The organism is Maricaulis sp. (genome assembly GCF_048270095.1).
Taxonomy (GTDB): domain Bacteria; phylum Pseudomonadota; class Alphaproteobacteria; order Caulobacterales; family Maricaulaceae; genus Maricaulis.
On record NZ_JBLWTL010000003.1, the window covers coordinates 1 to 25,766 of the forward strand.

A 25,766-nucleotide genomic window follows, 5' to 3' on the forward strand; every position below is an offset into this window, starting at 1 on the left:
GGCACGGCAGACCTCCGAAATCTTTGTTTGGTAGCTTGATTTCTGGCCTGATTTGCAAGCCGGGTCTGCCGTGCACATCACCCCCAATCAATAAATCCCGGACAGCAGTGGACATACGTCAGGATGACGTTGGATAGTTGTCGGGCGTGGGGGATAAGTCGCCCCCTCACCCCGTCCTCACCCGCCCGACAGCATCTTTCCACCCGGCCCGCATTCGCGCCCGGTGGGCGGGCTCACACGCCGGTTTGAACTCGCGATCCGCTTTCCAGATCGCGCGGCCATCCTCGAGCTTGCGGAACAGGCCGGCACCCAGGCCGGCGAGGAAGGCGGCGCCCCAGGCGGTGGTTTCGGTGTTTTTCGGGCGCACGACGTCGATATCGGTGAGGTCGGCGAGGCGCTGCAGGACAGTGTCATTGCGCGCCATGCCGCCATCAACGCGCAGGGTTTTGGTGGTGACGCCGTCGCCGGCCATGGCGTCGAGCAGGTCGCAGGTCTGGTGGGCGGTGGAATCGATCGCGGCCTGGGCGATCTCGGGGCGGCCGGCACCGCGGGTCAGTCCGATGATCGCGCCGCGGGCATCGGCATCCCAATAGGGCGCGCCAAGACCGGTGAAGGCGGGGACGAGATAGACGCCGCTTTCCGGGTCGGCGCCGGCAGCCAGCGCGCTGATCTCGGAGGCCTGGCTGAGCAGGCCGAGCCCATCGCGAAGCCATTGCACGGTTGAACCGGCCGACAGGACCGAGCCTTCCAGCGCATAGGTCGTTTCGCCAGCGATACGATAGGCGATGGTCGCCAGCAGCCGCGTGCGCGAACGCACCATCTCCTGCCCCGTATTGAGCAGAAGGAATGCGCCGGTGCCATAGGTGGATTTCATCTCGCCGGGGCGGAAACAGGCCTGACCGATGGCGGCGGCCTGCTGATCGCCCGCGACGCCGGTGATCGGCAAGGCGCGGCCGAGCAGATCCGCTGCCGTAGTGCCGAAATCGCCGGCGCAATCCTTGACCTCGGGCAGGAGGTTGGCCGGGACATTGAACAAGTCGAGCAGATCCTCGTCCCAGCGGCCCGCGTCGATATTGTAGAGCGAGGTGCGCGAGGCATTGGTGGCGTCGGTGGCGTGGACCTGGCCGCCGGTCAGGCGCCAGATCAGCCAGCTATCGACCGTGCCAAAAGCCAGCTCGCCCGCGGCGGCGCGGGTCCGGGCACCATCAACATGGTCGAGGATCCAGGCGATTTTCGTGGCCGAGAAGTAAGGGTCGAGCACCAGGCCGGTGCGGGAGACGACGGTCTCGGCGCGGCCCGCCTTGCGCAGGGAGGCGCAGACATCGGCGGTGCGGCGGTCCTGCCAGACGATGGCATTGTGGATGGCCTGGCCGGTGGTGCGGTCCCAGACCAGCGTGGTTTCGCGCTGATTGGTCAGGCCGATCGCCTGCACGCTCCAGCCCTTCTTCTCGGCTTTCTTCAAGGCTTCGCGGGCGGTCGCCAGCACGGTCGCCCAGAGCACTTCGGGATCATGTTCGACCCAGCCGGGATTGGGATAGATCTGTTCAAATTCGCGCTGCGCCTCGGCGATGATCTCGCCCGTGGTCGAAAAGACGATGGCGCGCGAACTCGTCGTGCCCTGATCGAGCGCCAGTAGCGCCTTGCGCGTCTTGAACATGAGCTTTCCCCGCCTTGTCTTGCGCCTGACTATAGCCCTGCCGCCGGATAAGAAAACGCGCTAGGTTCATATTCGCGAGATCCGGGGAGCCGACATGCCGAAGTCCAATTACAGCCTGCAAACCCTGCCCAGCCCGACCGGCGCCCGCCTGGCGCTGTATACGGCAGAGGCCAAGGGTACACCGCGCGGCATTGTCCATATCAATCACGGCCTGGCCGAACATGCTGGCCGCTATGCGCCCTTCGCCGAGTATCTCGCCTCGCGCGGCTATCATGTCGGTGCCCATGACCATCGCGGCCATGGCGCGACGACGGCCGATGATGGCGCGCCGCGCCGCTATGCCGACAGCGATGGCTGGACCAAGGTGATGGGCGATGTCAGCACGGTCGAAGATTCGCTGCGCGCCACCTGGCCGGGCCTTCCGCTGATCGTTTTCGGTCATTCCATGGGCGCCGTCATTGCCTTCAACCAGGTCCTGCGCGAGCCGGGCAAGCTGGCTGGTGCGGCCATCTGGAATGGCAATATGACCCTGGGCGAACTGGCCAGCATCATGAAGCTCATTCTCTGGTTCGAGGCGGCCGCGGGCGGTGAATTCACCCCGAGCCTCACCCTTGATGCCATGACGTTCAAGTCGTGGAACAAGAACTTCCCCGAACGGCGCACCGATGCCGACTGGCTGTCACGCGACACTGAAGAGGTCGACAAATACGTCAATGACCCGGTGTGCGGCTGGCCCTCCAGCGTCTCGCTCTGGCGCGACTTCCTCGAGGGCGTCGCCTTTGCCGAGGACCGGGCCAATTTTGCCAATGTGCCAAGCGATATGCCCTTCCATCTGCTCGGCGGGTCGAAGGATCCCGCGACCCTGCAGGGCAAGGCGATGCGCACGCTCTACAAGCGGCTCAAGAAAGCCGGCTTCACCGATGTCGATCTCCACATTCTCAAGGGCTTCCGCCACGAGACCCTCAATGAGATCGGGCGCGAGGCGCAGATGGCCGCCTTTGCCGACTGGCTTGACCGGGTCACGGGCTGAGCCATCATGATCGAGTATGACGTCGCCATTATCGGGGCCGGCGCGGCAGGCATGATGTGCGCCGTCGAGGCGGGCAAGCGCGGCCGCACGGTCACGCTGATCGAGCACGCCGACAAGCCGGGCGAGAAGATCCGCATCTCCGGCGGCGGGCGCTGCAATTTCACCAATCTGCATTGCGGCCCGAATAATTTCATCTCGGCCAATCCCCATTTCGCCAAGTCGGCGCTCAAGCGCTACAGCCAGCGCGATTTTATCGCCTGGATTGATCGCCACCGCATCGCCTGGCACGAAAAGACATTGGGTCAGCTCTTCTGCGACGGTCCGGCGACCCAGATCATCGATGCCCTGCGCGGCGAGATGCGCGACGCCGGAGTCGGCCTCAGGCTGGGCGTCTCAGTCACATCGCACGTACGCAAGGGCGACGGCTTCGAACTCAGGCTCAGCGATGGCACCGTGTTCCGCTGCCGATCACTGGTGATCGCAACGGGCGGCAAGTCGATCCCGAAAATGGGCGCGACCGGTTTCGCCTATGATGTGGCGAAAACCCATGGCCTGGACGTCACCGAAACCCGGCCCGCCCTGGTACCGCTCACCTTCGGTCCGGAAATTCTCGAACGCTTCAAGCCGATTGCCGGCGTTGCCGTCGATGCGGTCGTGAGCGCCGGCAAGACGTCGTTCGAGGAAGCCCTGCTGTTCACCCACCGAGGCCTAAGCGGACCGGCCATCCTGCAAATCTCTTCCTATTGGCGCGAAGGCGACGAGATCTCGATCAGTTTTCAACCCGGTTTCGGTATATTCGACGAGCTCAAATCGCAACGCGGTGAGAATGGCCGGCAGGCGATCGGCACGGCGATGTCGGTCTTCCTGCCGAAGCGGCTGGCGCAATTGCTCGCGGCCGTTTGCGGTCTGACCGGCAATCTCGCCGATCAGTCCGACAAGAAGCTGAAAGCACTTGAGGCCTGGCTACGTGACTGGCGTATCAAGCCGACCGGGTCTGAAGGCTATCGCACCGCCGAAGTGACGCTGGGCGGGGTCGACACGGCCGGTCTCGACAGCCGCAGCATGGAGGCGCGACAAGCACCAGGCCTGTATTTCATCGGCGAAGCCGTTGATGTCACGGGCTGGCTGGGCGGGTATAATTTTCAATGGGCCTGGTCGTCGGGCTGGTCTGCCGGGCAGCATGTGTAAAGCCTGTAGGTGTAATTGACGGCTTCTCGCGCCCTGAAATTCCTCGCCCCGAGCGCAGGCACGCGGTATCAAGTCGGTCAGGTAAACACTGTTCGCTGATTCACGACGATGCACGATCCAATCGCAGGGCACCCAAATGATTTCGTTGAACCGTTCGCAATTGACCGCCCTTGGCATTTTCGTCGTCGTCGTCATCCTGTTCGCCATCGGAACCCTGTTTCAGGGTGACCGAAACCAGGCATCGGGCGCGCTATCCGGTGAGCCTGTCCTGTTCGAAGTTGTGACCGCGACCGTTCACGCCATCGACCGCCCCGCCCGGCTGACCTCACGCGGCCGCACCGAAGCCTTCCGGGAAGTCGTGGTGCGCTCGGAGACGGGCGGCCGCATCGTCGCAACGCCCGCGATCGAAGGCACGGCCGTGGTCGAGGGGGATACGCTCTGCCGGCTCGATATCGACGCCCGCGGCGCCGCCCTCGCCCAGGCCGAGGCGGAATACCGCACACGCGAGCTCGATTATAATGCCGCCGTGGAGCTGCTCAATCGCGGCCACCGCTCGGCCAATTCCGTCGCCGGCGTCGAGGCCCTGCGCGATGCGGCCCAGGCGCGGCTGGAAGCGGCGCGCCAGGAGCTCGCCAACATCAATATCCAGGCACCGTTTGACGGCTATTTCGACAATCGCGCCGGCGAAATCGGCGACTATCTTGCGCCGGGTGGCGCATGCGGCACGGTCGTGCAGATGGATCCCATCCTCATCACCGCCGAGATTGCCGAACGCGATGTCGCCGGCCTGGTCGCGGGCATGCCGGGCACGGCCCGCCTGATCACCGGCGAGGAAGTGAGCGGTACAGTTCGTTTCGTCGAGCGCCGCGCCGATCCGGCAACCCATACCTTCCGCCTCGAGCTGGAAGCGCCCAATCCGGACGGGCAGCTGCGCAGCGGCGTCACGGCGGTGATCACTTTGCCGCTGGCCGCCGAGCCGGCGCACCGGATCCCGACATCAGTCCTTGCTCTCGGTTCCACCGGTGAGCTGGGCGTGCGTATCCTGGAAACGGGCAATATCGTGCGCTTCCTGCCGGTTGAGCTGCTCAGCGATGATGGCGAGGAAGTCTGGGTTTCCGGCCTGCCCGACCCGGTCACCGTCATTACGGTGGGTCAGGATTTCGTTGATGATGGTGTCCGGGTCCGGATCGCAAACCCGGGAGTGTCCGAGTGACCGGACTCGTCGATTTTGCGGTCAATCGCGCCCGGATGATCCTGGCGATCTTCGTCTGTGCACTGATGGCGGGCCTGATTTCCTTTCTGACCCTGCCGCGTGAATCCGACCCTGACATTCCCTTCCCCTATGTCGTTGTCATCGTTCCGCTCGACGGGATTTCCCCCGAGGACGCCGAACGCCTGATCGTGCGACCGGCCGAAACCGAAATGCGCTCGATCGATGATCTGGTGGAACTCCACGGCACCGCCTCGCTCGGGGCCGGTTCGCTGGTCGCCGAATTCCAGGTTCCGTTCGACGCCAACCAGGCAGTGCTCGATGTCCGCGAAGCCGTCGACATGGCGCGGCGGCAATTCCCCGAGGATGCCCGCGAACCGGTGGTGCAGGAATTCAATTCCGGCCTCGCGCCGACCATCGCCGTGCAAGTTTATGGTGAGGCGCCCGAGCGCACCCTCTTCCAGCTTACCCGCCAGTTGGAAGACGCAATCGAGGCGCTGCCGGAAATCCTGCAGGTCGACGTCCAGGGCCTGCGCGAGGAAGTCCTCGAGATTGTCATTGATCCGGCCCTGCTGGAATCCCACGGCGTGACCTATGCCCAATTATTCAACGCCGTGCAGTCAAATAACCGCCTGATCGCAGCCGGTTCGCTCGATAGCGGTGCCGCCCGCTTCCAGGTCAAGGTGCCCGGCCTGTTCGAGACCGCAGACGACGCGCTCAACCTGCCCCTGACCAGCTCCAACCAGGCCGTGGTGACACTGCAGGACGTCGCCGCCGTACGCCGGACTTTCAAGGATGCCGACAGCTATGCGCGCTATAATGGCGCCCCGGCTTTCACGCTACAGGTCGTCCGGCGCAGCGGCGAAAACATCATGGATACCAGCGCCGCCGTCCGGGCGCTGACAGCCGAGGTCGCGAGCCAGTGGCCGGAAACCGTGCGCTATCAGTTCAGCCTCGATCAATCGACCTATGTGCGCGATTCCCTGCAAAGCCTGACCAGTTCCATCATGCTGGCGATTGTCCTCGTCCTGATCATCGTCGTGGCCGCGCTCGGCCTGCGCTCGGCGCTTCTGGTCGGGCTGGCGATCCCGTCGAGCTTCCTCTTCTCCTTCCTCCTGCTCAGTCTATACGGGCTGACCGTCAATTTCATGGTGATGTTTGCCATGGTCCTGGCCGTCGGCCTGCTGGTCGACGGCGCCATTGTCGTGGTCGAGTATGCCGACCGCAAACTGGCCGAGGGCGAGACCCGCAAACAGGCCTATACCCACGCCGGCAAGCGCATGTTCTGGCCCATCGTCTCCTCGACCGCGACGACGCTGGCGGCTTTCCTGCCCTTCCTGTTCTGGAATTCCATCCCCGGCCAATACATGGCCTATCTGCCGCTGACCCTGATCTTCGTCCTCAGCTCTGCCCTGGTCATGGCGCTGATCTTCCTGCCAACGCTCGGCTCGGTGCTGGGTGCCAAGGGCGGTGTGGTCGACCCCAATTCAGCCGTAGCGCATCTCAACGCGCAGGAATCCAGCGATCCGACCGATTTGCCAGGCTTGACCGGACGTTATGCCAAGCTGATCTCGGCCCTCGTCAAGCGACCGCTCGCGGTGGCGCTGAGCGCCATCCTGGTCGTGGTTCTGGTGATTGGCAGTTTCGCTGCCAGCTCAGCCAGCCTGTTCGGGCTGGAACCCAAACGCACCGAATTCTTCCTCGATGCGGAACCGGAGCAGCTCTATGTCTTCGTGCGCGCGCGCGGCAATCTCTCGCCCGCCGAGCAATATATCATCGCCCTGGAGGCCGAGAGCCGGCTGGCCGGGATTGAGGGCATCAAGGGCTATTACACGGTCGCCGGCCAACCGCCGGGCAATAATCCGTTTGACGGCACCGGGTCGGCGCCGGCCGACAGTATTGCGCGCATTTTCGTCGAGTTCGAACCCTTCGGCCAGCGCCCCAATGGCCGCCTGATCGAGCGGGAAATCCGCGCCGCCATGGTCGGCATTCCAGGCGTCATCATCGAGGTGCGGCCATTCGAGATGGGGCCACCGGTCGGCAAGGACGTGCAGGTCCAGTTGCGTTCCAATGATCCGGTCGCACTGGAGCAGGCTGCACGGCTGATCCGCGCCCATCTCGATACGATGGAAGGCCTGGTCGATATCGAGGACAGCCTGCCGCTGCCCGGTGTCGAATGGCGTCTCGATGTCGACCGCGCCGAGGCAGCCCGCTTCGGGGCCGATGTCACGCAGGTCGGCGCCGCGGTGCAGCTCGTCACCACTGGTTCGCTCGTCGGCCGCTACCGGCCCGACGATGCTGATGAGGAAGTCGATATCCGGGTCCGTTTCCCGGAGGAAGATCGCGATATCTCGCGGCTCGGCGATCTGCGGGTCAACACGCTCAACGGTACCGTGCCCATGTCAAACTTCGTCACGCTGGAGGCACGCCCACGGGTCGATTCCATCCGCCGCCGCGACGGGCAGCGCGTGCTGCAATTGCGGGCCAATGCCGATGAGAACCATGCCGGAAACCTGCTTGTCGCCGAAGTCAGGTCGTGGATTGATGACCAGATCGAGACCGGCAATATCGCCCGCAGCGTCTCGGTCGAGTATCTCGGCGCCGATCAGGAAAATGCCGAGGCCGGCGCCTTCTTCGTCAGCGCGATGATCGCCTCGCTCTTCATGATGGCCGTGATCCTGCTGTGGCAGTTCAATAATTTCTGGCACGTCATCCTGACCTTGCTGGCCGTCGTGCTGTCGGTGATCGGGGTGCTGCTCGGCGTTCTGCTGACCTTCCCTTATATCTCCATCCTCTTCCTGGGCACCGGGATCGTGACGCTGGCCGGGATTGTGGTGAACAATAATATTGTTCTGATCGACACCTTTCAGCGCCTGCGCGGCCTCGGCATGGCGGTCGATGAAGCGGTCATCCGGACCGCGGCCCAGCGCCTGCGCCCGGTCATGCTGACGACCATCACGACGATATTCGGTCTCTTGCCGATGGCGTGGCAGATCAATGCCGATTTCAGCCGGGGTGTGATCAGCATCGGTGGGCCCGCCAGCGAATGGTGGGTCCAGCTGTCCTCGGCCGTGGTCTGGGGTCTGGGCTTTTCAACCCTGCTGACCCTGATCCTGACCCCGGTCCTGCTGGCCGCACCCTCGCGCCTGGGCCAATGGCGGCGGCAACAAATCGACCGCCGCCTGCCCGGCCGGCGAGACAGTCACAGCGAAACAGGTCTGCACACCGACTGAGGTTCTGCCTTGTACCGGTCGACCGGGGACGGCGTCTCCGGTCCGACCTCAGCCAGTCGTGCAACGGCCCTCGCCATCCGGGCATTGCGGGCGCAGCACGATCAAACTCCCGCCGTCCCGCAATATCGCGACTGCGCCTGTCTCATCGGTCGCGAGTTCGGTCACATCCGCGGGCAGTTCAATGATCCAGACCCGCTTGCGGAGCAATCCGGTCGGCAAGACTTCCCCGATTTCATAGAGATAGATCTCATTTCCGACCAGAGCTGCCAGTAGGCGCTGATCGGACAGGCTGCGGACAGCGCCGACCAGGGTTTGGCGGATCGGCGAAAACTCGAAACCTTCGCAAGTCCGGTCCGCTGCTGGAAGATCAATTCCAGACATGTCGACATACGCCCCGTTCCCGCTGCGGCTATCAGCATGAACAAACGTGGAGTACTCAACCACATTCCCGAAGCGATTCACCGATGCAAGCGCCAGCCCGTGCTGCCGGTCCGCTCCAGGCGTGTCGCCGCCGACGCTAAAGTCCACGCCACTTGGCAATCCATGACTGTCGAGCTGGCCGCCCGTGAGCGCAACCAGCGGCCCGGGGGCCAAGCCCTCGGTCGCTCGTGACACTTCGCCCTCACCGGTTACCTGGTACAGGATGATGGTTGCCGATTGCCGGTAGTGAGGCTCCATTTGGGCGATGACGTCCGTCACGCCGTCCGCATTCAGATCGGTAACGATGAGATTGGAGACTTGCACCCGATACTGGATATCATCGAAGACCTCAGGATAGTCCTCGTCGAGGATATACGCCTGCACCGCCGCCACCGTGGCCTCAAAATCCTGCGCCTCGGCGAGCGGGCCCGATAACAGCCAGACGGCGCCAAGCGCTACCGCAGCATGCCAGCAGGTCCGGCGTGGTGTTTGGGCCCAGTGCGAATACGGGTCCCTCGCCAGGGCGACCGCCTTGAGGCCACTTCCCCACCAGTTGGTCAAAGCTCGCTGCGTCATTGTGTGAGCCGGATCACCACGCCTTCGGGATCATCGGTGAGGACGTAGATACTGCCATCCGGCGCAACCGCGACATAGCGCATCCGCGCCTCGACATCGCCGAGCAGAATTTCCTGCCCGGCAACCTCGCCGTCTTCCAGGTCGATCCGGCGCAAATGCCCGGACGCGACTTCGGCATCGCCGCGGATCAGGGCGCTGACCAGCAGGTCTCCCTCCCATTCGGCAAACATGGCGCCGTGATAGACCGCCATGCTGGACGGTGCGATCGACGGCACCCAGTAGAGCATCGGCTCGACCATCCCCGGATAGCTCGTATAGGGACTGACCAGCGCGCCATTATAATCAATGCCATAGGTCGCGATCGGCCAACCGTAATTCTCGCCCTCGACCAGGATATTGATCTCGTCGCCGCCGCGGGGTCCATGCTCGTTGGAATAGACAATACCGCTCACCGGATCGACCGCGATCGCCTGCGGATTGCGATGACCGATCGTGTAGACGCCGGGCGCGGCATCGGCGAAGGGTCCGTCAATCGCGCTGCCATCGGCATTGAGATGGACATAGCTGCCATAATGCGTTTGGGGGCGCTGGGCTTCTTCGCGATGATCGAAACCATCCCCGATACCGAGCAGGAGCGAATTGTCGGGCAGAAAAGCCAGCCGGGCGCCATAATGGACGTCGGTATCGCGCCGCGGTTCGGCGGCAAAAATCTCCTCGAAACCGGTCAGGGCCATGCCCTCGAGCCGGCCGCGGCCAAGCTTGAGCGTGTTGTCGCGGGCCTCGCCCTCCGACCAGGTCAGATAGACGATCTGATTGGCCGCGAAGTCGGGATGCAGAACGACATCGAGCAGACCACCCTGCCCTGAATACAGCACGTCGGGCACGCCCGACACGGGGTCGGCGCGAAGCCCGGTCTCGTCGATCACGCGCAGACGTCCCGGTTTTTCGGTGACCAGCATGCGGCCATCGGGCAGGAAAGCCAGGCTCCAGGGGTATTCCAGCCCCTCGACCACCGTCTCATGCCGTTGCTCGGCCCATCCGGCCGTGCTCATCATGGCCGCCGCAATAGCTGCAAAAACCCAGTGTTTCATGGTCAAACTCCGCCAATTGTCGTGTCGCCGGACAGTCTATAGGCTGGCGCGCATTGTGTAGAGCCCCGGAAAGCCAGCGCTGATGTCTATTTTTCGCACCCTCCTGATTTTCGTCCTCAGCGTGCTGTTGGGGAGTGTGCTGGTCAGCGTCGCCAATACCCATGTCGTCTTGCAATCACTCGCCGCCATCGGGGCGGAGATTCCCCCCGCCGTGCGGATCGACGCCATGCGCCGGGATTTGCTGGGCTTTGGACCGACACTGTTTGTCGTCGTGCTGATCGGCTTCGCCATCGCCTTTCCGGTCGCCGGCTGGATCGCACGGCTGCTCGGAAAGCCCTGGCGGCGGATCGGGTTTACACTGGCGGGCGGCGTCGCCGTCGCCTGCATCATGCTGGCCATCACCGCCTTCTATGCGCAGGCCCTGGAATCGACGATCACACCCGTCGCCTCGAGCCGGACACTCGGTGGTCTGCTCAGCCTCGCGCTTGGCGGCGCTGGTGCGGGCTTCTTCTTCTCACTGCTCAAGCCCCCCGCCCACACGCGCTGACGGCCCGGATTTTCAACTGAAACGAAGCCGCTGCGCGGGAGGCCCTCTGGCCTCCCGCACACGCTCAAGCCTCGCTATTCAACCGTCACCCGGCTGAGATTATCGTCGGAGTCACGATCGATCAGCTTGTTATAGGGATCGATCCCGACGAAGACGGGCTCTTCATCAACAACCAGTTCGAAGCGCATCGTCGTCTCATTGATGCGGTGCTTCTGCATGTAGAGGACATGGTCGGAGCCCTCGATGGCACCGTCCAGATTGCGTGTGAAGACACCGATATCGATCATGTAGTCGATATCCTCCTCGGTCTGCTCACCCGCCCCGTCGGCGGAGAATTTGTGAGCTTCGACATCGATCACCACATCCCAGCGGCCATCCTCGCGCTCGGTGGCTGTGGCTTCGGTGACCTTGAGGTCGAACAGCACGATCCGCTCGAAGAAGTCATGGATCATCTGCTCGTGCTCGGGGCCGGCCTCCTCGCGCAATATGCGCAGGAAATCGAGCGTGGTCGCATAGGGCTCGCTCGAATAGGCCCGCTCACTGATCAATCTTGCCATGACGTGATTGACCACATCCTCGCCAAGATAGTCCTGCAGCGCATACATGATCACCGAACCCTTGCGGTAGTGGATGTATTGCTGGTTCTCGACCCGGTAGAGCGGCTGCTCCTCGATCGCTTCCGAACCGCGCGCGCCCAGATAGCGATCGAGTTCGTATTTGAGGAAGCGGCGCATGGCGTCCGCGCCATATTCCTGGCGCATCACCATCAGGGCCGAATACTGGGCGAAGCTTTCGATCAGCATTGTGCCGCCCTGCACATTCGCCGACATCACCTGGTGGGCCCACCACTGGTGTGCCGCCTCGTGAGCGGTGACGTAATACACGTAGTCGATATCCTCGATTTCGCGCAAATCAGCAATGAAGCCAATACCTTCCGAGAATGGAATCGTATTCGGGAAGGCTTGGGCGAATGTCTGGTAGGCCGGGAATTCCAGGATCCGGAACTGGCGGTATTGATAGGGGCTGAAATGCTCGGAGAAATACCCCAGCGAATCCTCCGCCGCGTCCAGCATGCGCTCGACATTCCAGGCATGTGGTTCGTGATAGAAGACCTGCAGGTCAATCCCGCCACGCGTGCGCTCGACCAGCTCGTAATCGGCCGAGAGCCATGAGTAGAAATTGAGGATTGGCCGGTCCATCACATATTCGAAATAGCGACGATCGCCCTCAACCCATTCGCGCTCGAGATAGCCCGGTGCGATAGCGGTCTGGTCGCTACTGGTCGAGACGATGGTGCGGAAGTTCACATAGTGTGAGGTGCTCCCGAACGCGCTTTCCACCCAGCGGCTCTCATCCTCCAGATCATAGGCCCGCGGCAAGGGCTCAAGTCCTTCACGTCGACGCTGCTGGCGGTCTTGCAGGAAAATGCCCTGATTGACGCCAATACCCGGCATGGACTCGCTATTGTTGAAGAATGTGCCGTTGTAATTGACCGTCGTCACATTGCCTGAATTGCGGAATCCGGGATTGTCACGAGCAACGCTGAAATCGAATGTCCGGCTCTCGCCCGGCTGCATCGGAACGTCCAGGGCGAAGCTGTATATGTAGGACTCTTCATCGGAGGCGGCGATTGATGCGCCCTCGAATTCCTGGCTGCCGATGGTTGTGCCCGGACCGTAGGAAATCCACAAAGTGTCGAGTTCACCATCGGTCTGGTTTTGCAGGACATAGCTGCCACGGGCCGTATACCGCCGCTCATCGGGATAGATGTCGACGTCATATGAGACATCCGTGATGGTCGGCTGCGGCAGATCGACCAGATGCTCGTACTCGCGCTCATAGGCCGCTTGTTGATGACGAACATCCGGGCCGGAAACATATTCGTTGAGCACATTGGTGTTGTAGAAAATCCACCCGCCCGTCAGCCCGGCACCGATCAGCGCCGCTGCCGCGAGGCCTGCTGTCGCCGGTGTGAAGCGGCCGAACAGACCACCGAGGCGTGACCAGATGGGCGTCAGGGCACCGCGGCTCCACAACTGATAGGCCAGCACCAGCAGGATGACCGCGACAAAGCTCCAATAGAGGCTGTACCACGCCGCTATACCGAGGAAATGGCCATAGCCGTTCATGTCGGACCAAGGGCCCGTTGGCGGGAAGCCATAGCTGTAGAGCTGATGATCGAAACCGACCTGCGACATCACCAGGGTGATGATGAAGAAGACCATCATCGCCGCCATGCCGAGCCAGCGATTATTGAGCACGACCTGCAGGAAGATCGCCAGTGCTGCCAGCAGAACAGGCGGGACGATCAGCTCCACGAAGCCGCGAATGGCATACTGGCCAAACTCGAACACCGTATAGCCCTGGATCAGCTGCGATATGATCGCCGAGACGATGATCACCACCGCCAGCGACACGATCACCACGCACATGGCGAGGAATTTCGAGACTATGAAGACCCAGCTTGGTGTCGGGGTGGCGTCGGTTATTTCCGAGAATCCGACACCGCGCTCGCGCCACATCAGTTCTGCGGCATAGAAGATCACGATGATGATCGGGAATATCCCATAGCCACCTGCGATCAGGTCCATCATGACGCGGGTGACGGGATAGTTGTCGGTCCCGAAAATGCCGCCGCCGAGGAAGAAGCCCGGCACGGTATTGATCAGGCCAATCGCCAGAATGATCCAGAAGGCGACATTGAACACCACGCCTTTCACCTCGAAATTGAGGCGGGCCATGAATTGCTGCCATGAGGTCGCGCCGCCCAGCGTCGGAGTGACGCGCGGCAGAGCGACTTCTGAGATCGCTGAGGATGAAACGGCCACAGCGGCTGGCTTGCCCCGGCGTCCGGCCGAGGATGCGGCCTTGCGGAAGCGGAAACTCAAGACATTGATCACCAGAAGGACCAGACCGAAGCCCATCCAGCCCAGCCGGTTCATCATGAACACACCCTCGAATGGCACAACCTGGCCATTCTGCTCGAACGTGGTCCAGTAACGCGTCACCTCACCATAGGTGTTGAGACCAAACGGATCGATCAGGGCAATGATATCGCGCAATTCCGGTTCCTGGCCGGCGATGATCGAGCCCGTCAGATAAAGCACGAACAAGAGCAGGAAGGCGATCCAGACCAGAAGATTGGAGCGGGTGAAATTGGCGACGGTGAACAGGATAGTCCCCATCACCCACATATTCACCAGGCCGATCACGGCGTAGATATAGGCAAACCAGGACAGGTTCGTCGGCCCGATCAGCTCCTGGTCAAGCCAGGGCATTTGCGATCCGATCAGGAAGGCCAGCGGCACGCTGGCAAAGCACAATGCGGTCGCGATGAAACCGCCCGCGAACCGGCCAAGCACGAATTCCGTTTCACGGATCGGGCGCGAGAAGAAGAGTTCTTCTGTCTTGAAGCTCCGGTCGCGCAAAATCCCGGACGACAGGAAGGCGGCCGGAATAAAGCCGCCGAATAGCGAGAAGATCATCACATTGATGGTCAGCGCATTGGGCGAGTTGATATTGGTCGACCCGCCGCCACCGATCTGGATATTGTCAATGGTGACGCCACCGAAAACCAGGAAGAAGAAAATGGCGAAAACGGCAATGAAGGTGGGCGAGAACAGCTGATAGCGAACCTCGAACCCGGCGATTTTGGAGAGCATGACGTGCTCCTTCTCTACAGGGTTTCGGGGATCAGGCCGCGGCCACCTGGGCGTCACGGCCCTGGCGGATGGTTGAGAAATACACGTCTTCCAGATCGGCCTGGATCGGCTCGAAATCTTCACCGGGGCTCGAATCGGCCACGACATGGATCCGCACTTGGCCGACGGTCAGTCGTTCGGAGATGATAGTGTACTGGCTGCGCAGGCCAGCCAGTTCGGACTTGGCAATCGTGCGCGCCCAGACCTTGCCGTCCATCTGCGCGATCAGCTCGCCGGGCGAGCCCTTGGCGACGATCTTGCCGCCATTGAGGATCGCCATGTTCGGACAGAGATCGGACACATCCTCGACGATATGGGTGGAGAGAATGACGACAACATTTTCACCGATTTCCGACAGGAGATTGTGGAAACGATTGCGCTCTTCCGGGTCGAGACCCGCGGTCGGCTCGTCGACGATGATCAATTGCGGGTCACCGAGCAGGGCCTGGGCGATGCCGAAACGCTGGCGCATGCCGCCGGAGAAACTGGCGACGGCCTTGTTCGCGTGCTGCGCCAGATTGGTCTGTTCGAGCAGGCCCGTGACGACGGCCTTGCGTTGCTTGCCGTTTGAAATCCCCTTGAGGACAGCGAGATGGTCCAACATGGCTCGCGCCGACATGCGTGGGTAGACGCCAAAATCCTGGGGCAGATAACCCAGTGTGGCGCGCAAGGCCTGAGGGTCCTTGAGAATGTCGATCTCGCCGAAGGTCAGGCTGCCCTCATCCGGCGCCTGCAAGGTCGCAATGGTGCGCATCAGGGTCGATTTACCGGCGCCATTGGGGCCAAGCAGACCGAACATTCCCTTGGGGATGGACAGATCCACCCCGTCCAGCGCACGAACCTTATTGCCGTAAGTTTTCGACAGTCCCTTGATTTCCAGCATCTTTTTCTGCGACACTGATCGCGTCGCTCCCCTTGTCATTTCCCGATGCGGTCAACCTAGGCCGGACCGCGACAAGCGCCAAATGACGCTTTATCCAGATTGACGAATAGCGGGACAGGCAGAGACGCCGTCCCCCCACCGCAAATCTGACCTGATCGCGGACCGTGACCTTCATCGCGCGGACCTGTATGCGGTGCGCCATGGCTCCACCTCTCCTCACTCTCCAGAATATCCACCTCACCTTCGGCGTCACCGCCCTGCTCGACGGCGCTGAGCTCAGCGTCGGCGAGGGCGAACGCCTGTGCCTGGTCGGCCGCAATGGCTCGGGCAAGTCGACGCTGATGAAAGTCGCCGCCGGCACGGTCGAACCCGATGCGGGTGAGCGCTTCGTGCACCCCGGCTCGACGATCCGCTATCTCGAGCAGGATCCGGACCTGACGAAGTTCAAGACGGTGATGGAGTATGTCGAATCAGGGCTGACCGGCGGCGATGATCCCTATCGGGCCCAATACCTGCTGGAACATCTCGGCCTGACCGGGCTGGAAGACCCCAAAGTCCTGTCCGGCGGCGAGGCGCGCCGCGCCGCGCTGGCCCAGGCGCTGGCCCCGAGCCCGGACATCCTCCTGCTCGACGAGCCCACCAATCACCTCGACCTGCCGGCGATCGAATGGCTGGAATCCGAGCTGAAATCGAGCCGCTCCGCCCTGGTGCTGATCAGCCATGACCGGCGCTTCCTGTCGAACCTCTCGCGCAAGACGCTGTGGCTTGATCGCGGCCGCACGCGGCTGATGGAACGCAGTTTCTCCGCCTTCGAGACCTGGCGCGATGAAGTGCTCGAAGCCGAGCAGTTGGAAATGCACAAGCTTGACCGCAAGATCGTGCGCGAGGAGCACTGGCTGCGCTATGGTGTCACCGCAAGGCGCAAGCGCAATGTGAAACGCCTGTCCGATCTGCAGGGCCTGCGACAACAACGCACCGAGCATCGCGGACCGCAGGGCCAGGTCAATCTGCAATCCTCGGCCGCCCAGGATTCCGGCAAGCTGGTCGCCGAGGCAATCGATCTCAACAAGGCCTATGAAGGCCGTGACATCGTCAAGGATTTCTCGACCAAGATCGCGCGCGGCGCCCGGATCGGCCTGATCGGGCCCAATGGCGCTGGCAAGACCACCCTGCTCAACCTGCTGACCGGTAAGCTCGAGCCCGATAGCGGCGAAGTCCGCCTCGGCACCAAGCTGGAAATGGCCAGCCTCGACCAGAAGCGCATCGCGCTAAAGCCGGAATGGACCCTGTCCGAAGCCCTCACCCAGGGCGGCGGCAATACCGTTGAGGTCAATGGCCAGTCCAAACATGTCATTGCCTATATGAAGGATTTCCTCTTCCCGCCGGAGCAGATCAATACCCCGATCGAGGTCCTGTCGGGCGGCGAGAAGGCCCGCGTCATGCTGGCCCGTGCCCTTGCCTTGCCGTCCAATCTCCTGGTGCTGGACGAGCCGACCAATGATCTTGACCTGGAAACCCTCGATCTTCTGCAGGCGCTGATCGACGAGTATTCCGGCACCGTCTTTATCGTCTCGCACGACCGGGATTTCCTCGACCGGGTCTGTACCAGCGTCATGATCGCCGAGGGCGATGGTCACTGGACCGAATATGCCGGTGGCTATTCCGACATGCTGTCCCAGCGCGGCTATGGGCTGACGCCGCTCGGCGGCGATGCCGCGCCGAACCGCAAGGCCGCCGCCAAAACGGCCGCGCCAGCCCGCGTCGTGAAGCGCAAGATGGCAAACAAGGATCGCTATGCGCTGAAGCTTCTGCCCGGCGAGATCGAAGTGCTCGACAAAGCCATCAGCAAGCTGGAGACCGAGCTCGCCGATCCGGACATCTTCAAGGACACGGTCCGCTTCACCAAGGCGAGCAAAGAGCTCGCTGCGGCCCTGGCCTCACGGTCGGAGAAGGAAGATCGCTGGCTCGAACTGGAAACCGAGCGCGTCGAGATCGAGGGCGAATAGGCCCCCGATCCCGAAGCCGTCAGCGCATGCCGCGACTATGGGCCGGCCCGAGCAGGACGGCATTGAGCAGCAAGAGATCAAGCCCTTCCAGATAGGCGCGCGTTGTCGGCGCCTGGGTGAAGGCGATGACCTGGCCTGACCCCATCGAATTGGAGATCACGAAGGGTTTGAAGGCGATCTGCGAGGTCGATTCCGCCCACATATACCCGCCCGCCACGAGCGTATCGGGCCCGGCGAAACGCATGGCCGTATCGGCCGCGTCGCGGCTGACCGGCGCATAGATATCCGAACCGGTGACCAGCGCTGCGGCACCACGCGAATACCCGGCCGACATCCAGGCATCGGGATTGGCTTCGACGCGCAAGAGCGCGCCGGGCGCGTAATCCGGCATCGCGCCCTGTTCGGCCTGCACGACATCGAGTTCATCGACCGAGGTGAGCAAGACCGCATCGACAACAGCGCTGTCCTGCGCACCGGCGCGGGGCGTCTCGGCGGCCCGTTCACGGCGGGTCGGGATCAGGCCGACTTCGGGGTCAGCCAGCCAGCGTGTCGCATCACCCAGGCCCACCAGCACGCCACCGGCACGGACGAAGCGGGTCAGTTGCGCCGAACCGCTTGCGCCGAGCACCGATGAATAGCCGCTGCGGCCCTGCTCGGGCAGGATCAGGACATCAAAAACTGACAGATCGGCCCGCCCCAGCGTCCCGGCCCGGATAATGCTGACCGGCATGCCATAGCGTTGCTCCAGCACATAACGCGTGGCGCCGGCGGAACCGGAATCCGTCCCGTCATCCCAGAGCATCGCGATACGCGGTGCCGTCACGGGGACAAAGTGTTCGGAACCCGGATTGGGCCCTTCATCCACCCAGCTTGATGCGAGGCCGACAAAGCGGGCACCAATTTCACCGCCGAGGCGAGCGATCAGGCTGTCGAGATTGGCCGGCGCGCCATGGCGGGGCACGACGACGCTGCCGCGCGGGAATGTCCGCTCGCCAATCCTGAAAGCTACATCGCTTGAGCGAGCCGGCACGCCGGCCGCGGCGAGGGCTGCCACGAGGCGGGCCTGACCGGCATCCTCCCAGGCAATCGCATAGCCCCAGGCCGCGCCATCAGAGGAACCCGTCGAGGCAATCACGTCATCGGCATCAACAGGCTCGCCACTCAGGCCCGGATCACGGCGGCAGACCACAGAATTCACGTTATGCATCAGAGGCAAGGACCAGGCCGTGACGTCATAGAGCTCGGCATGCAAGCCACGCGTCCGTCGGCTCTCCTGCTCCTGCATGAAATCAGCCGGCAATTCAGTGGTATCCTCGAGCAGTGTGCGCGCCAGACGGCCAGCGGGCTGATTGAAGCGGACCTCGAAGGCGCCATCCTCGAAACGGCTGCCGCACGCGGACAGCGGGCCGTCAATGCGGCTCACTTCGATGCCTTGGGCGACCAGCAAACGGGCCAGCCGTTCGGCGCCCCAGCGATTGGAGGACAGGTCGAGGAGAACCGCCTGCGGTCCACCTTCATCCTCGGTCGCAGAGACCCGGAAATTGAGATAGTCGCGCACAAAGCGCTCGCGATTGGCGGCCACCACTTCGGCCGTCGACAGGCTGGCGACGTAGTGATGCTCGACCGCTTCGCCATAGGTCAGAAGCGAGCCATCGCGCCGGCGCCAGACCAGACCCCGCGCCGAGGCCTGTTCATAGGTCATCGCCACGGCACCCTGCAGGGTCGGCCACATATCGCCATAGCCGGGATAGAAGGCATCAAAGACTTCACGGGTGAAATAATCATAGCCGAACTGGTCAAACCAGCGGCCGTGATTGCGCCCGATCAGGTCCTGGGCGTCGCGTTGGCTCTGGACCACATGCGGGTTGAAGGGCTCGGCCGATGGCGCAAAGAAGTAACTGCTGTCGCCGCCCATTTCATGCGCATCGACGACGACCACCGGACGCCAGTCCAGCATCGCCGCAACGCGGCCGCGTGTTTCCGGCTGGGTCATCGCAAACCAGTCGCGATTCATGTCAAACAGATAGTGATTGGTGCGGCCACCCGGCCAGGGCTGGTCATGCTCGGCAGTGAAACGGTTCTCGTCGGCTTGCAGGCCACGTGCGGCAGTAAAACTGTGCACAAAGCGCGCCCGGCCATCGGGGTTCTGGACCGGATCAATAATGATAATGGTCTGGTCGAGGACCCGGTCGACACCGGCATCATTGCGCGATGCGAGCAGGTGATAGGCGGTGCGCAGGCCGGCATCGGTCGAGGAAATCTCATCGCCATGCACGCCATAGGAGAGCCAGACCACGGCCGGCGTCGAGGCGACCAGGCGGTCGCGCACGTCAGCGGCCAGTCCGCGGGGGTCTGCCAGCTGTTGCAGATCGGCCTGGATGTCATCGAGGCGCGCCATGGTGTCCGGATTGGCGATGATGGCGTAGGCGAGCGGGCGGCCTTCCCAGCTGGTCGCGTAGTCAACGACCTGAACGCGGTCGGGGGAAGCTGCCTCCAAGGCCCGGAGATAGGCAATCGCCTGATCGGGCGGTGTGATTTCAGCACCAAATTCATGACCCAATATCGATTGCGCGGTCGGAATTTGCGCATCGTATTGGCCGGCCAGCGGCGAAGATTGCGCCAACGCCGGTACCGACGCCATCACCAGACCGACCAAGGCCCCGAACAAATGCTTCATCATGGAATCCCCGTATATCCTGCGGCCAGTAAAGCAGGTTTTTCGCGGCCGGTGAAAGCCTTGTTGCTGTGGCTCTGTGGCACGCCTGGCCGGAGGATCTCGGCCCGAGCGCGCTTTTCAGCCAGCGCGCAAGGCCGGAGCTTCACCATTCCCCGCCCGTATGCGTCGGCCTTTTTCGCTGGCCTTCTGCGGGTGGATCGCCGATTATCCCTAACAAGCAACTGTTTGCGGGATGGGGACACGCATGATGGCGGACAAATCCTGGGCAAGGGCCCTGGATGCTCTCGCTCTGACGGACCAGGATGCTCGCGCTGCGCTGGTTGCGCGCGCCGAAATTCGACGCTTCCCCGCCGGTGCCAGCATCATCGCCCAGGATGACCAGGGCGACCAGGTCTTTCTCGTCCTCGACGGGACGGCACGGGTGGTCCTGCTTTCCGAGGGTGGCCAGGAAATCTGGCTCGACACGCTGCAGGCGGGCACCATCATCGGCGAGCTCGCCGCCCTGACCGACCGGCGCCGCACCTCGGAAATCATCGCCGAAACCGGATGCGAACTGGCAAGCTATCCGGCCGGTGTCTTTCTCGAACTGCTACAGCAATATGGCGATCTGGGTCTGGCGCTGGCACGCATTCTGGCGCACCGCGTTCACCACACGACCCAGCGCATGTTCGAGCTGTCGGCCCTGTCTGCCCCGGGCCGGATCTATGCAGAAATCCTGCGCATGTCCGAATGCTCGAAGGCAGGCCCGACCCGGGTCATCCGGCCCATTCCCTCGCTGACGGCTATCGCGCTGCGGGTTAATACAACGCGGGAAACCGTGTCACGCACGGTCAGCAATCTGGAACGGCGCGGCATGCTGATGCGGCGCCCCGATGCCTTCGAGCTCGTCGACCCTGATCACCTGGCCCGGCTAAGCACCGCCAACTGACGCAGCCGCGTCGAGCGCCGCCGGGCAGTCGGCCGCCACCGCGCGCAGGCTGTACATGCCGACCTCGGGCATCAAGGCGTCGATAGCGGTCTGACCGACATATTCGCACCGGAACTCGCTGCCACGCGCCATCGCCAGGGCCGCCGCAAAGAATGCGCTGACGAAAATCGAACCTGGCAAGGTTGCGCGCTCGATACGTGAGGCGATCGCCACCTGGCCGCCAAACAAGGTTGGCGTCTTGCGAAGCGGGTCCTGCGCCTCGTGGACCGGGCCGTAATGACCACCGATCCGCAGGGCGAGGTGTTCAGGCAAGCCAAGCGCTGCAAGATCAATCGCTGCAAAGGCGCGGCGGAGCGCGTCGGCGGCGCGCGCCGCCTCGCCAACATCGCGGAAGGCGAGAAAGAGGCCATCACCCCAGCTATTGGCGTGCAACGGGGCCGGCTCCAGCCCGTCACATACCTGCGCCAGGACGCTCATGACCGAGGTCACGAAGACCGGCACGAGATCATCGGCGACCGTCGAGGAACCGCAGACATCGATGAAGAGCATCGCCCGCAGGACCTGCCGGAAATCCGGGTCGGTGTCCGCGCTGGCGAGGTTGTCGCCGCGATAGCGCTCGAGCCCGGTCGCCGGGACCACGATCTGGCGCAGCCCGGCCTCCTGCCAGACATCACGGTCATGGGCTGTGCCAAACGGTTCGGCGGGCGGCGCGTCGTCGGCGATCAATAGCTGGACAGGCGAGGTCGACAGCGTGCTGGCCCGCATCCGCGCCAACCCCATCGCAACCTCACTTGCAAAGCGGATGTGCTGGCCAGACAGAAGCGTTCGGTCGGTTGTGACCTCGTGAATTGCCGCGGCGCTGGACAGGCAGGCCTCACAGCGCTTGACCCAATGCCCGCCCAGCGGGCGCACCGAGGTATCGATGAAGACATTGACCGGGATGGGCAGGACCAGGTGGAGCTCATTGCCGCGCTCGAGCGCCACTTCGGCGACCAATATGTCCGCACCAGCCGCGATCGCCCCGTAGCAGGGCCCGACATTTTCACGCTCAAACACCTCGGCGATGGCCAGGCTGAGGCCCGACTCGCGCGCCGGAGCGATACCGTCCACTTCGGCGCCCGGATGAAACAAATGCCCGGCGAAATGGCATGGTCTGGGTGGCTCCAGCTCGTGCAGCCAGGTGGCCGGAAGTTGGAGAAGGCGCTTGACCATGCGCAATTGCCGGATCGTCGTGGCATGGGCCATCGAATTGCCGCGGTCGCAGGCAATCGCCGATTCCAGCGCCATCTGGGCCGCTCCGGTATCGCACAGCAGCAGATGGGCCTCGGCCTGCGACGCCAGGCGGTAATAGGCCTCTTCGGCGTCAGCCGGGCTGGCGCCGCGGCAGCAATCCAGAACCCGGCGCGCCAACGCGTCGGCGCGTTGAAAATCGCCGGCCAGAAGATACAGGGTTGCCGCATTGATGCCGGGGTAATGGCCGCCCGTCTGGGCAAAAATCCGGGCGTACTGGGCGGCTGCAACCGCCGCCAGGGGACGGACGTCCCCGGCGTGAGCCTCCAGCGCCATGCTCTTGCTTAGCCGGGCACCGAGCGCCAGGCTATCCTCGTCATGGCTGGCCTCGGACAGTCGGAAGCGGCGGAAATCGAGTTCCGCACGCTCCAGCGCCCCGGACCGCACCAGGCAGAGCACGGCGCGATGCTTGAACCAGCCATCATCGGGCTGCTGGGCCAGGGCTGCCAGACACAGATCATAAGCCCGCGCAAGATCGCCCTGATTGAACCTTTCAAGGATTATCCGCCGCATCCGCCCTCCAGCGACCGTCCCGGCTCAAACAGGCCCGATGATCGCCAGCAGGTCAATCTTCATTCTTGATGATCGGATCAACAATCACCCGCGTGTGCTGGGCGCCGCCAGCCTGCGCGACATCCATGAAGAGCGCGAACTCGAAACTCTCGTCGGTCTGGGTGCAACTATCAACCAGCTGGAAGGCATTGGGCTCGAGGCTCACCCCATTCAGGGTCAGCCAGTCAAGGCCGCCGAACTCACCCTGGCCGAAGCCCGTCTTCAATTTGATCCGGGCCGGTTCGAAGCTCCAGTTGGGCATGCTCAGGGCAAAGATCAGCCGGCTGGCACAATGCACGTCCAGATCATACGGGCTGGGCTTGACGCTATTGCTGGGGGTCCACAAGGGCGCGAGCGTCGTATAGGCCAGCGTGCGCAATTGCGGGGCGGTCAGGCCGGGATTACCGCTGACGACCGCGTCGAAGCTGGCAAGGATGACGCCGATCTCCGTATCGGTGAAAGGATCGCGGTCATCATCGCTACCGGCGAGCACGACAAAACTGCCATCGCGTAACGTGCTCACGCTGATTTGCGTGCATTCGAAACTGCGCGACGGCACGTCGAGGAGTTCAGCCTGCACCCGGGTTCCGTCAAGCGCACTCATGTCTGGAATCGGCATCTCTGGTCTCAATTTCAAGCGGGCGCCCGCTCATGCGGACACGTGGGAGGCCCCGCAGGGCCTAATTGGCCTCGGAAGCCAGCGATTGCGCGCGGTGAAACTCCATCGCGGCATCAAGCCGTAACTGACCGGAAATCGGTGTCAGTGTTGTGACCAGATGTGCGCGCAGCGTTGCAGCCGCCGCAGCCGCGCCACGGCGGAGTTCAAGATCGGCCAGCTCATTGGCAGACGCTGCATAGAGATAGGGACCATACTGGAATTCTGTCTGCCAATTGGCTTCAGCGACCAGCGATGTCATCAGATGATCCAGCCGCAAATGCGCCGATTCATCCTGCCCCATGGCGACAAAAATACGCGCCTCGACCAGCGCCGCATAGAGCCGGGTTTCCGCGATACGGGCACTGGCATCAGCCATCCACGACGGATGCGCCATATAGGCGGATGCGTCGAGATAGGCCTCGCGGGCTCCGGCCACATCATTACCGAGCAGGCGGGCCTGGGCCAGCCACAAGCGCTGGCGAACCGTGGTCAGGCGCCAGTTGCCATTGGCCGGGTCGCGCTGCAGCAAGGCATCGGCCTCGAATGACGTCGCTTCAAGAATGGCCAGCGCGATTTGCAGGTCAGCCGCCGGGGTCGCGGGGCCTGGCGCGATCAGGAGCCGTGCCAGTGCGCGTTCGGCGTTGATGGCGTCACGGCGGATATTCCAGTCATCAACCTCGGCGGACAACTGGTCTTCGTAAATGGCGATTTCCTGCTGGCGCGCGGCGATTGCGGCATCGCGGCCCTCGGTCATTTCATAGACGGTCGCGACCCAGGCCAAGGCGTTGGCGTGGTCGACATGCGCCTGGACCACATCCGGTTGACGCGAAGCCAGATCGGCCATCAGCGCGCTGGCGGCGACAAAGGAGTCGCGGGCTTCCGGCAAACGCGCGGACTGGAGATAGACCACGCCCAGATTGGTGTTGGCATAGGCGTATTCGGCGAGCCATTCGGTATTGCCGGCGTCAATTGCAGTGAGGCGCGCGGCGAGGTCGCGATATTCCCGGAAATGCCCTTCAGCGTCATCGAGACGCCCCTGACGCCAGGCGTAATAGCCTACCCAATAGGCGCTCTGGGAGTGTTCGAAAATCCGCGCCGGGTCGTCATCAACCGTCTGCAGCGATTGCCCGGTCGCATCATAGGCGCGGCGAAAATGCCCGTAGGCCGCTTCCAGGTCGCCTTCCGCCGATTCGATTTCACCAAGCAGATGGAAAGCCCGCGACCGGCGCCCCAGCGCATCGGCCGACAATTGCCGCGTCGGCTGCGCCGCGTAATAGGCGACAACCTTTTCGCCTACCGCATCGAGGACATCAAGCCGCCCGACCGGCTCCAGCTTGTCTTGAAGGTCACTCAACATGAACTCGATCAAATCCTCCGCATCGGCCTTGCGGCGTTCCGCCTCAGATCGGGCCGAAGACGCGAGCAGGGTCAACCCCGTCATGACTACAGCGAGCAGAAGTGAGAGCATCGTGACGGTAGTCACGCGTTGTTGGCGGCGCTGAAGGTCGCGCTGAATGATCTGGTCAAGCCGCAGGCCCAGCATACCCGCAGCCAGCTTGACCACGCCCATCCGGAAACCATCGCCATTGCGCCGGAAATCCGCACCGACAGGCTCAGCCTCAGATTCCGGCAAACCAGTCTCAAGCAGGGCAGCAGGGAAGCAGCCATCACCATCCCCGACAGCCGCACCGGGCGTACCTGCAACGATCGCCGCAAGAATCTGCGCCCGGGGGTGGACACTGCGGAACTCCTGAATCTCCTGGTTCACCCAGCGCGAGGCTGCGGCGGCCGGCGAGCAGACCACGATCAGAACATCGGACTGCGCCAGCGCTGTGCGAACCGACGCAGTGAGATCACCGGCTGCCGGCAGATCGTCGCGGTCGCGAAAGATTGGATTGAGGCGTTTCGGCACAAGCCCTTGTTCAGTCTTGATACCGATCAGATTGCCGGGCAGGCGATAGGCCTCCAGGGCGCGGTGAATGCGGCGCGCCCAGCGGCTGTCATCATGGCTATAGCTGATAAACGCCCGGTATTTCGTGTGCCCGCTCATAATGCCCCCCACTCCCAAGCCCGACACATGATCGGGCCAGTTGCCGGTCGGTGCAAGCTCAAGGAAAGA

General features: G+C 63.0%; 16 protein-coding genes. 7 read left to right on the top strand and 9 right to left on the bottom strand.

Annotation, left to right across the window (positions count from 1 at the left end; genetic code table 11):
- Positions 1 to 166: 166 nt before the first annotated feature.
- Positions 167 to 1,657, bottom strand: a complete 1,491-nt coding sequence (gene glpK / locus ACN0YJ_RS02980) for a glycerol kinase GlpK (protein ID WP_417495289.1) — start codon at positions 1,655 to 1,657, stop codon at positions 167 to 169.
- Between the two features lie 94 nt (positions 1,658 to 1,751).
- Here glpK and ACN0YJ_RS02985 point away from each other — a divergent pair, with 94 nt between their 5' ends.
- The 4 genes from ACN0YJ_RS02985 to ACN0YJ_RS03000 all read left to right on the top strand — a co-directional run bounded on the left by ACN0YJ_RS02985 (position 1,752) and on the right by ACN0YJ_RS03000 (position 8,318).
- On the top strand, positions 1,752 to 2,687 hold the full coding sequence (locus ACN0YJ_RS02985; protein WP_417495290.1) for a lysophospholipase: 936 nt from the start codon (positions 1,752 to 1,754) through the stop codon (positions 2,685 to 2,687).
- Positions 2,688 to 2,693: 6 nt separating this feature from the next.
- Positions 2,694 to 3,875: an NAD(P)/FAD-dependent oxidoreductase gene (locus ACN0YJ_RS02990; RefSeq protein ID WP_417495291.1), complete on the top strand. Its 1,182-nt coding sequence runs from the start codon at positions 2,694 to 2,696 to the stop codon at positions 3,873 to 3,875.
- A 136-nt stretch (positions 3,876 to 4,011) separates the two neighbouring features.
- Positions 4,012 to 5,088, top strand: coding sequence for an efflux RND transporter periplasmic adaptor subunit (locus ACN0YJ_RS02995; RefSeq protein ID WP_417495292.1), 1,077 nt, complete (start codon positions 4,012 to 4,014; stop codon positions 5,086 to 5,088).
- Complete coding sequence (locus ACN0YJ_RS03000; protein ID WP_417495293.1) at positions 5,085 to 8,318, top strand: efflux RND transporter permease subunit; 3,234 nt, start codon at positions 5,085 to 5,087, stop codon at positions 8,316 to 8,318. Before ACN0YJ_RS02995 ends, ACN0YJ_RS03000 begins: the two co-directional genes overlap by 4 nt.
- A 48-nt stretch (positions 8,319 to 8,366) precedes the next feature.
- Here ACN0YJ_RS03000 and ACN0YJ_RS03005 read toward each other — a convergent pair whose 3' ends face one another.
- Together ACN0YJ_RS03005 and ACN0YJ_RS03010 are read right to left on the bottom strand one after the other, a co-directional pair.
- Complete coding sequence (locus ACN0YJ_RS03005) at positions 8,367 to 9,314, bottom strand: hypothetical protein (protein WP_417495294.1); 948 nt, start codon at positions 9,312 to 9,314, stop codon at positions 8,367 to 8,369.
- Positions 9,311 to 10,405, bottom strand: coding sequence for a PQQ-dependent sugar dehydrogenase (locus ACN0YJ_RS03010; RefSeq protein ID WP_417495295.1), 1,095 nt, complete (start codon positions 10,403 to 10,405; stop codon positions 9,311 to 9,313). The genes ACN0YJ_RS03005 and ACN0YJ_RS03010 overlap by 4 nt, the downstream gene beginning before the upstream one ends.
- An 82-nt stretch (positions 10,406 to 10,487) precedes the next feature.
- Here ACN0YJ_RS03010 and ACN0YJ_RS03015 point away from each other — a divergent pair, with 82 nt between their 5' ends.
- Positions 10,488 to 10,952 carry a hypothetical protein gene (locus tag ACN0YJ_RS03015; RefSeq protein WP_417476872.1) on the top strand — a complete coding sequence of 155 codons (465 nt, stop codon included), beginning with the start codon at positions 10,488 to 10,490 and terminating at the stop codon, positions 10,950 to 10,952.
- Between the two features lie 74 nt (positions 10,953 to 11,026).
- On the opposite strand, the gene ACN0YJ_RS03020 is transcribed toward ACN0YJ_RS03015, so the two are convergent.
- Together ACN0YJ_RS03020 and ACN0YJ_RS03025 are read right to left on the bottom strand one after the other, a co-directional pair.
- Entirely contained in the window at positions 11,027 to 14,614 is a 3,588-nt protein-coding gene (locus ACN0YJ_RS03020; RefSeq protein ID WP_417488579.1) for an ABC transporter permease/M1 family aminopeptidase, read from the bottom strand.
- 31 nt (positions 14,615 to 14,645) lie between these two features.
- Positions 14,646 to 15,536 carry an ABC transporter ATP-binding protein gene (locus ACN0YJ_RS03025; RefSeq protein WP_417476962.1) on the bottom strand — a complete coding sequence of 297 codons (891 nt, stop codon included), beginning with the start codon at positions 15,534 to 15,536 and terminating at the stop codon, positions 14,646 to 14,648.
- Positions 15,537 to 15,736: 200 nt separating this feature from the next.
- Here ACN0YJ_RS03025 and ACN0YJ_RS03030 point away from each other — a divergent pair, with 200 nt between their 5' ends.
- Positions 15,737 to 17,542: an ABC-F family ATP-binding cassette domain-containing protein gene (locus ACN0YJ_RS03030; protein ID WP_417476870.1), complete on the top strand. Its 1,806-nt coding sequence runs from the start codon at positions 15,737 to 15,739 to the stop codon at positions 17,540 to 17,542.
- Positions 17,543 to 17,561: 19 nt separating this feature from the next.
- Here ACN0YJ_RS03030 and ACN0YJ_RS03035 read toward each other — a convergent pair whose 3' ends face one another.
- Positions 17,562 to 20,222 (bottom strand): M14 family zinc carboxypeptidase, encoded by a 2,661-nt coding sequence (locus ACN0YJ_RS03035; RefSeq protein WP_417495296.1) that lies wholly within the window; start codon positions 20,220 to 20,222, stop codon positions 17,562 to 17,564.
- Positions 20,223 to 20,463: 241 nt separating this feature from the next.
- Between ACN0YJ_RS03035 and ACN0YJ_RS03040 the strand changes: the two genes are divergently transcribed.
- Positions 20,464 to 21,147: a Crp/Fnr family transcriptional regulator gene (locus tag ACN0YJ_RS03040; protein WP_417495297.1), complete on the top strand. Its 684-nt coding sequence runs from the start codon at positions 20,464 to 20,466 to the stop codon at positions 21,145 to 21,147.
- On the opposite strand, the gene ACN0YJ_RS03045 is transcribed toward ACN0YJ_RS03040, so the two are convergent.
- From ACN0YJ_RS03045 to ACN0YJ_RS03055, 3 genes are all read right to left on the bottom strand, one after another.
- Positions 21,130 to 22,950, bottom strand: a complete 1,821-nt coding sequence (locus tag ACN0YJ_RS03045; RefSeq protein ID WP_417495298.1) for a tetratricopeptide repeat-containing protein — start codon at positions 22,948 to 22,950, stop codon at positions 21,130 to 21,132. The genes ACN0YJ_RS03040 and ACN0YJ_RS03045 overlap by 18 nt on opposite strands.
- Before the next feature lie 52 nt (positions 22,951 to 23,002).
- Positions 23,003 to 23,608, bottom strand: a complete 606-nt coding sequence (locus tag ACN0YJ_RS03050) for a hypothetical protein (RefSeq protein ID WP_417495299.1) — start codon at positions 23,606 to 23,608, stop codon at positions 23,003 to 23,005.
- A gap of 61 nt (positions 23,609 to 23,669) precedes the next feature.
- Positions 23,670 to 25,697 (bottom strand): TIR domain-containing protein, encoded by a 2,028-nt coding sequence (locus ACN0YJ_RS03055; RefSeq protein WP_417495300.1) that lies wholly within the window; start codon positions 25,695 to 25,697, stop codon positions 23,670 to 23,672.
- Positions 25,698 to 25,766 lie beyond the last annotated feature (69 nt).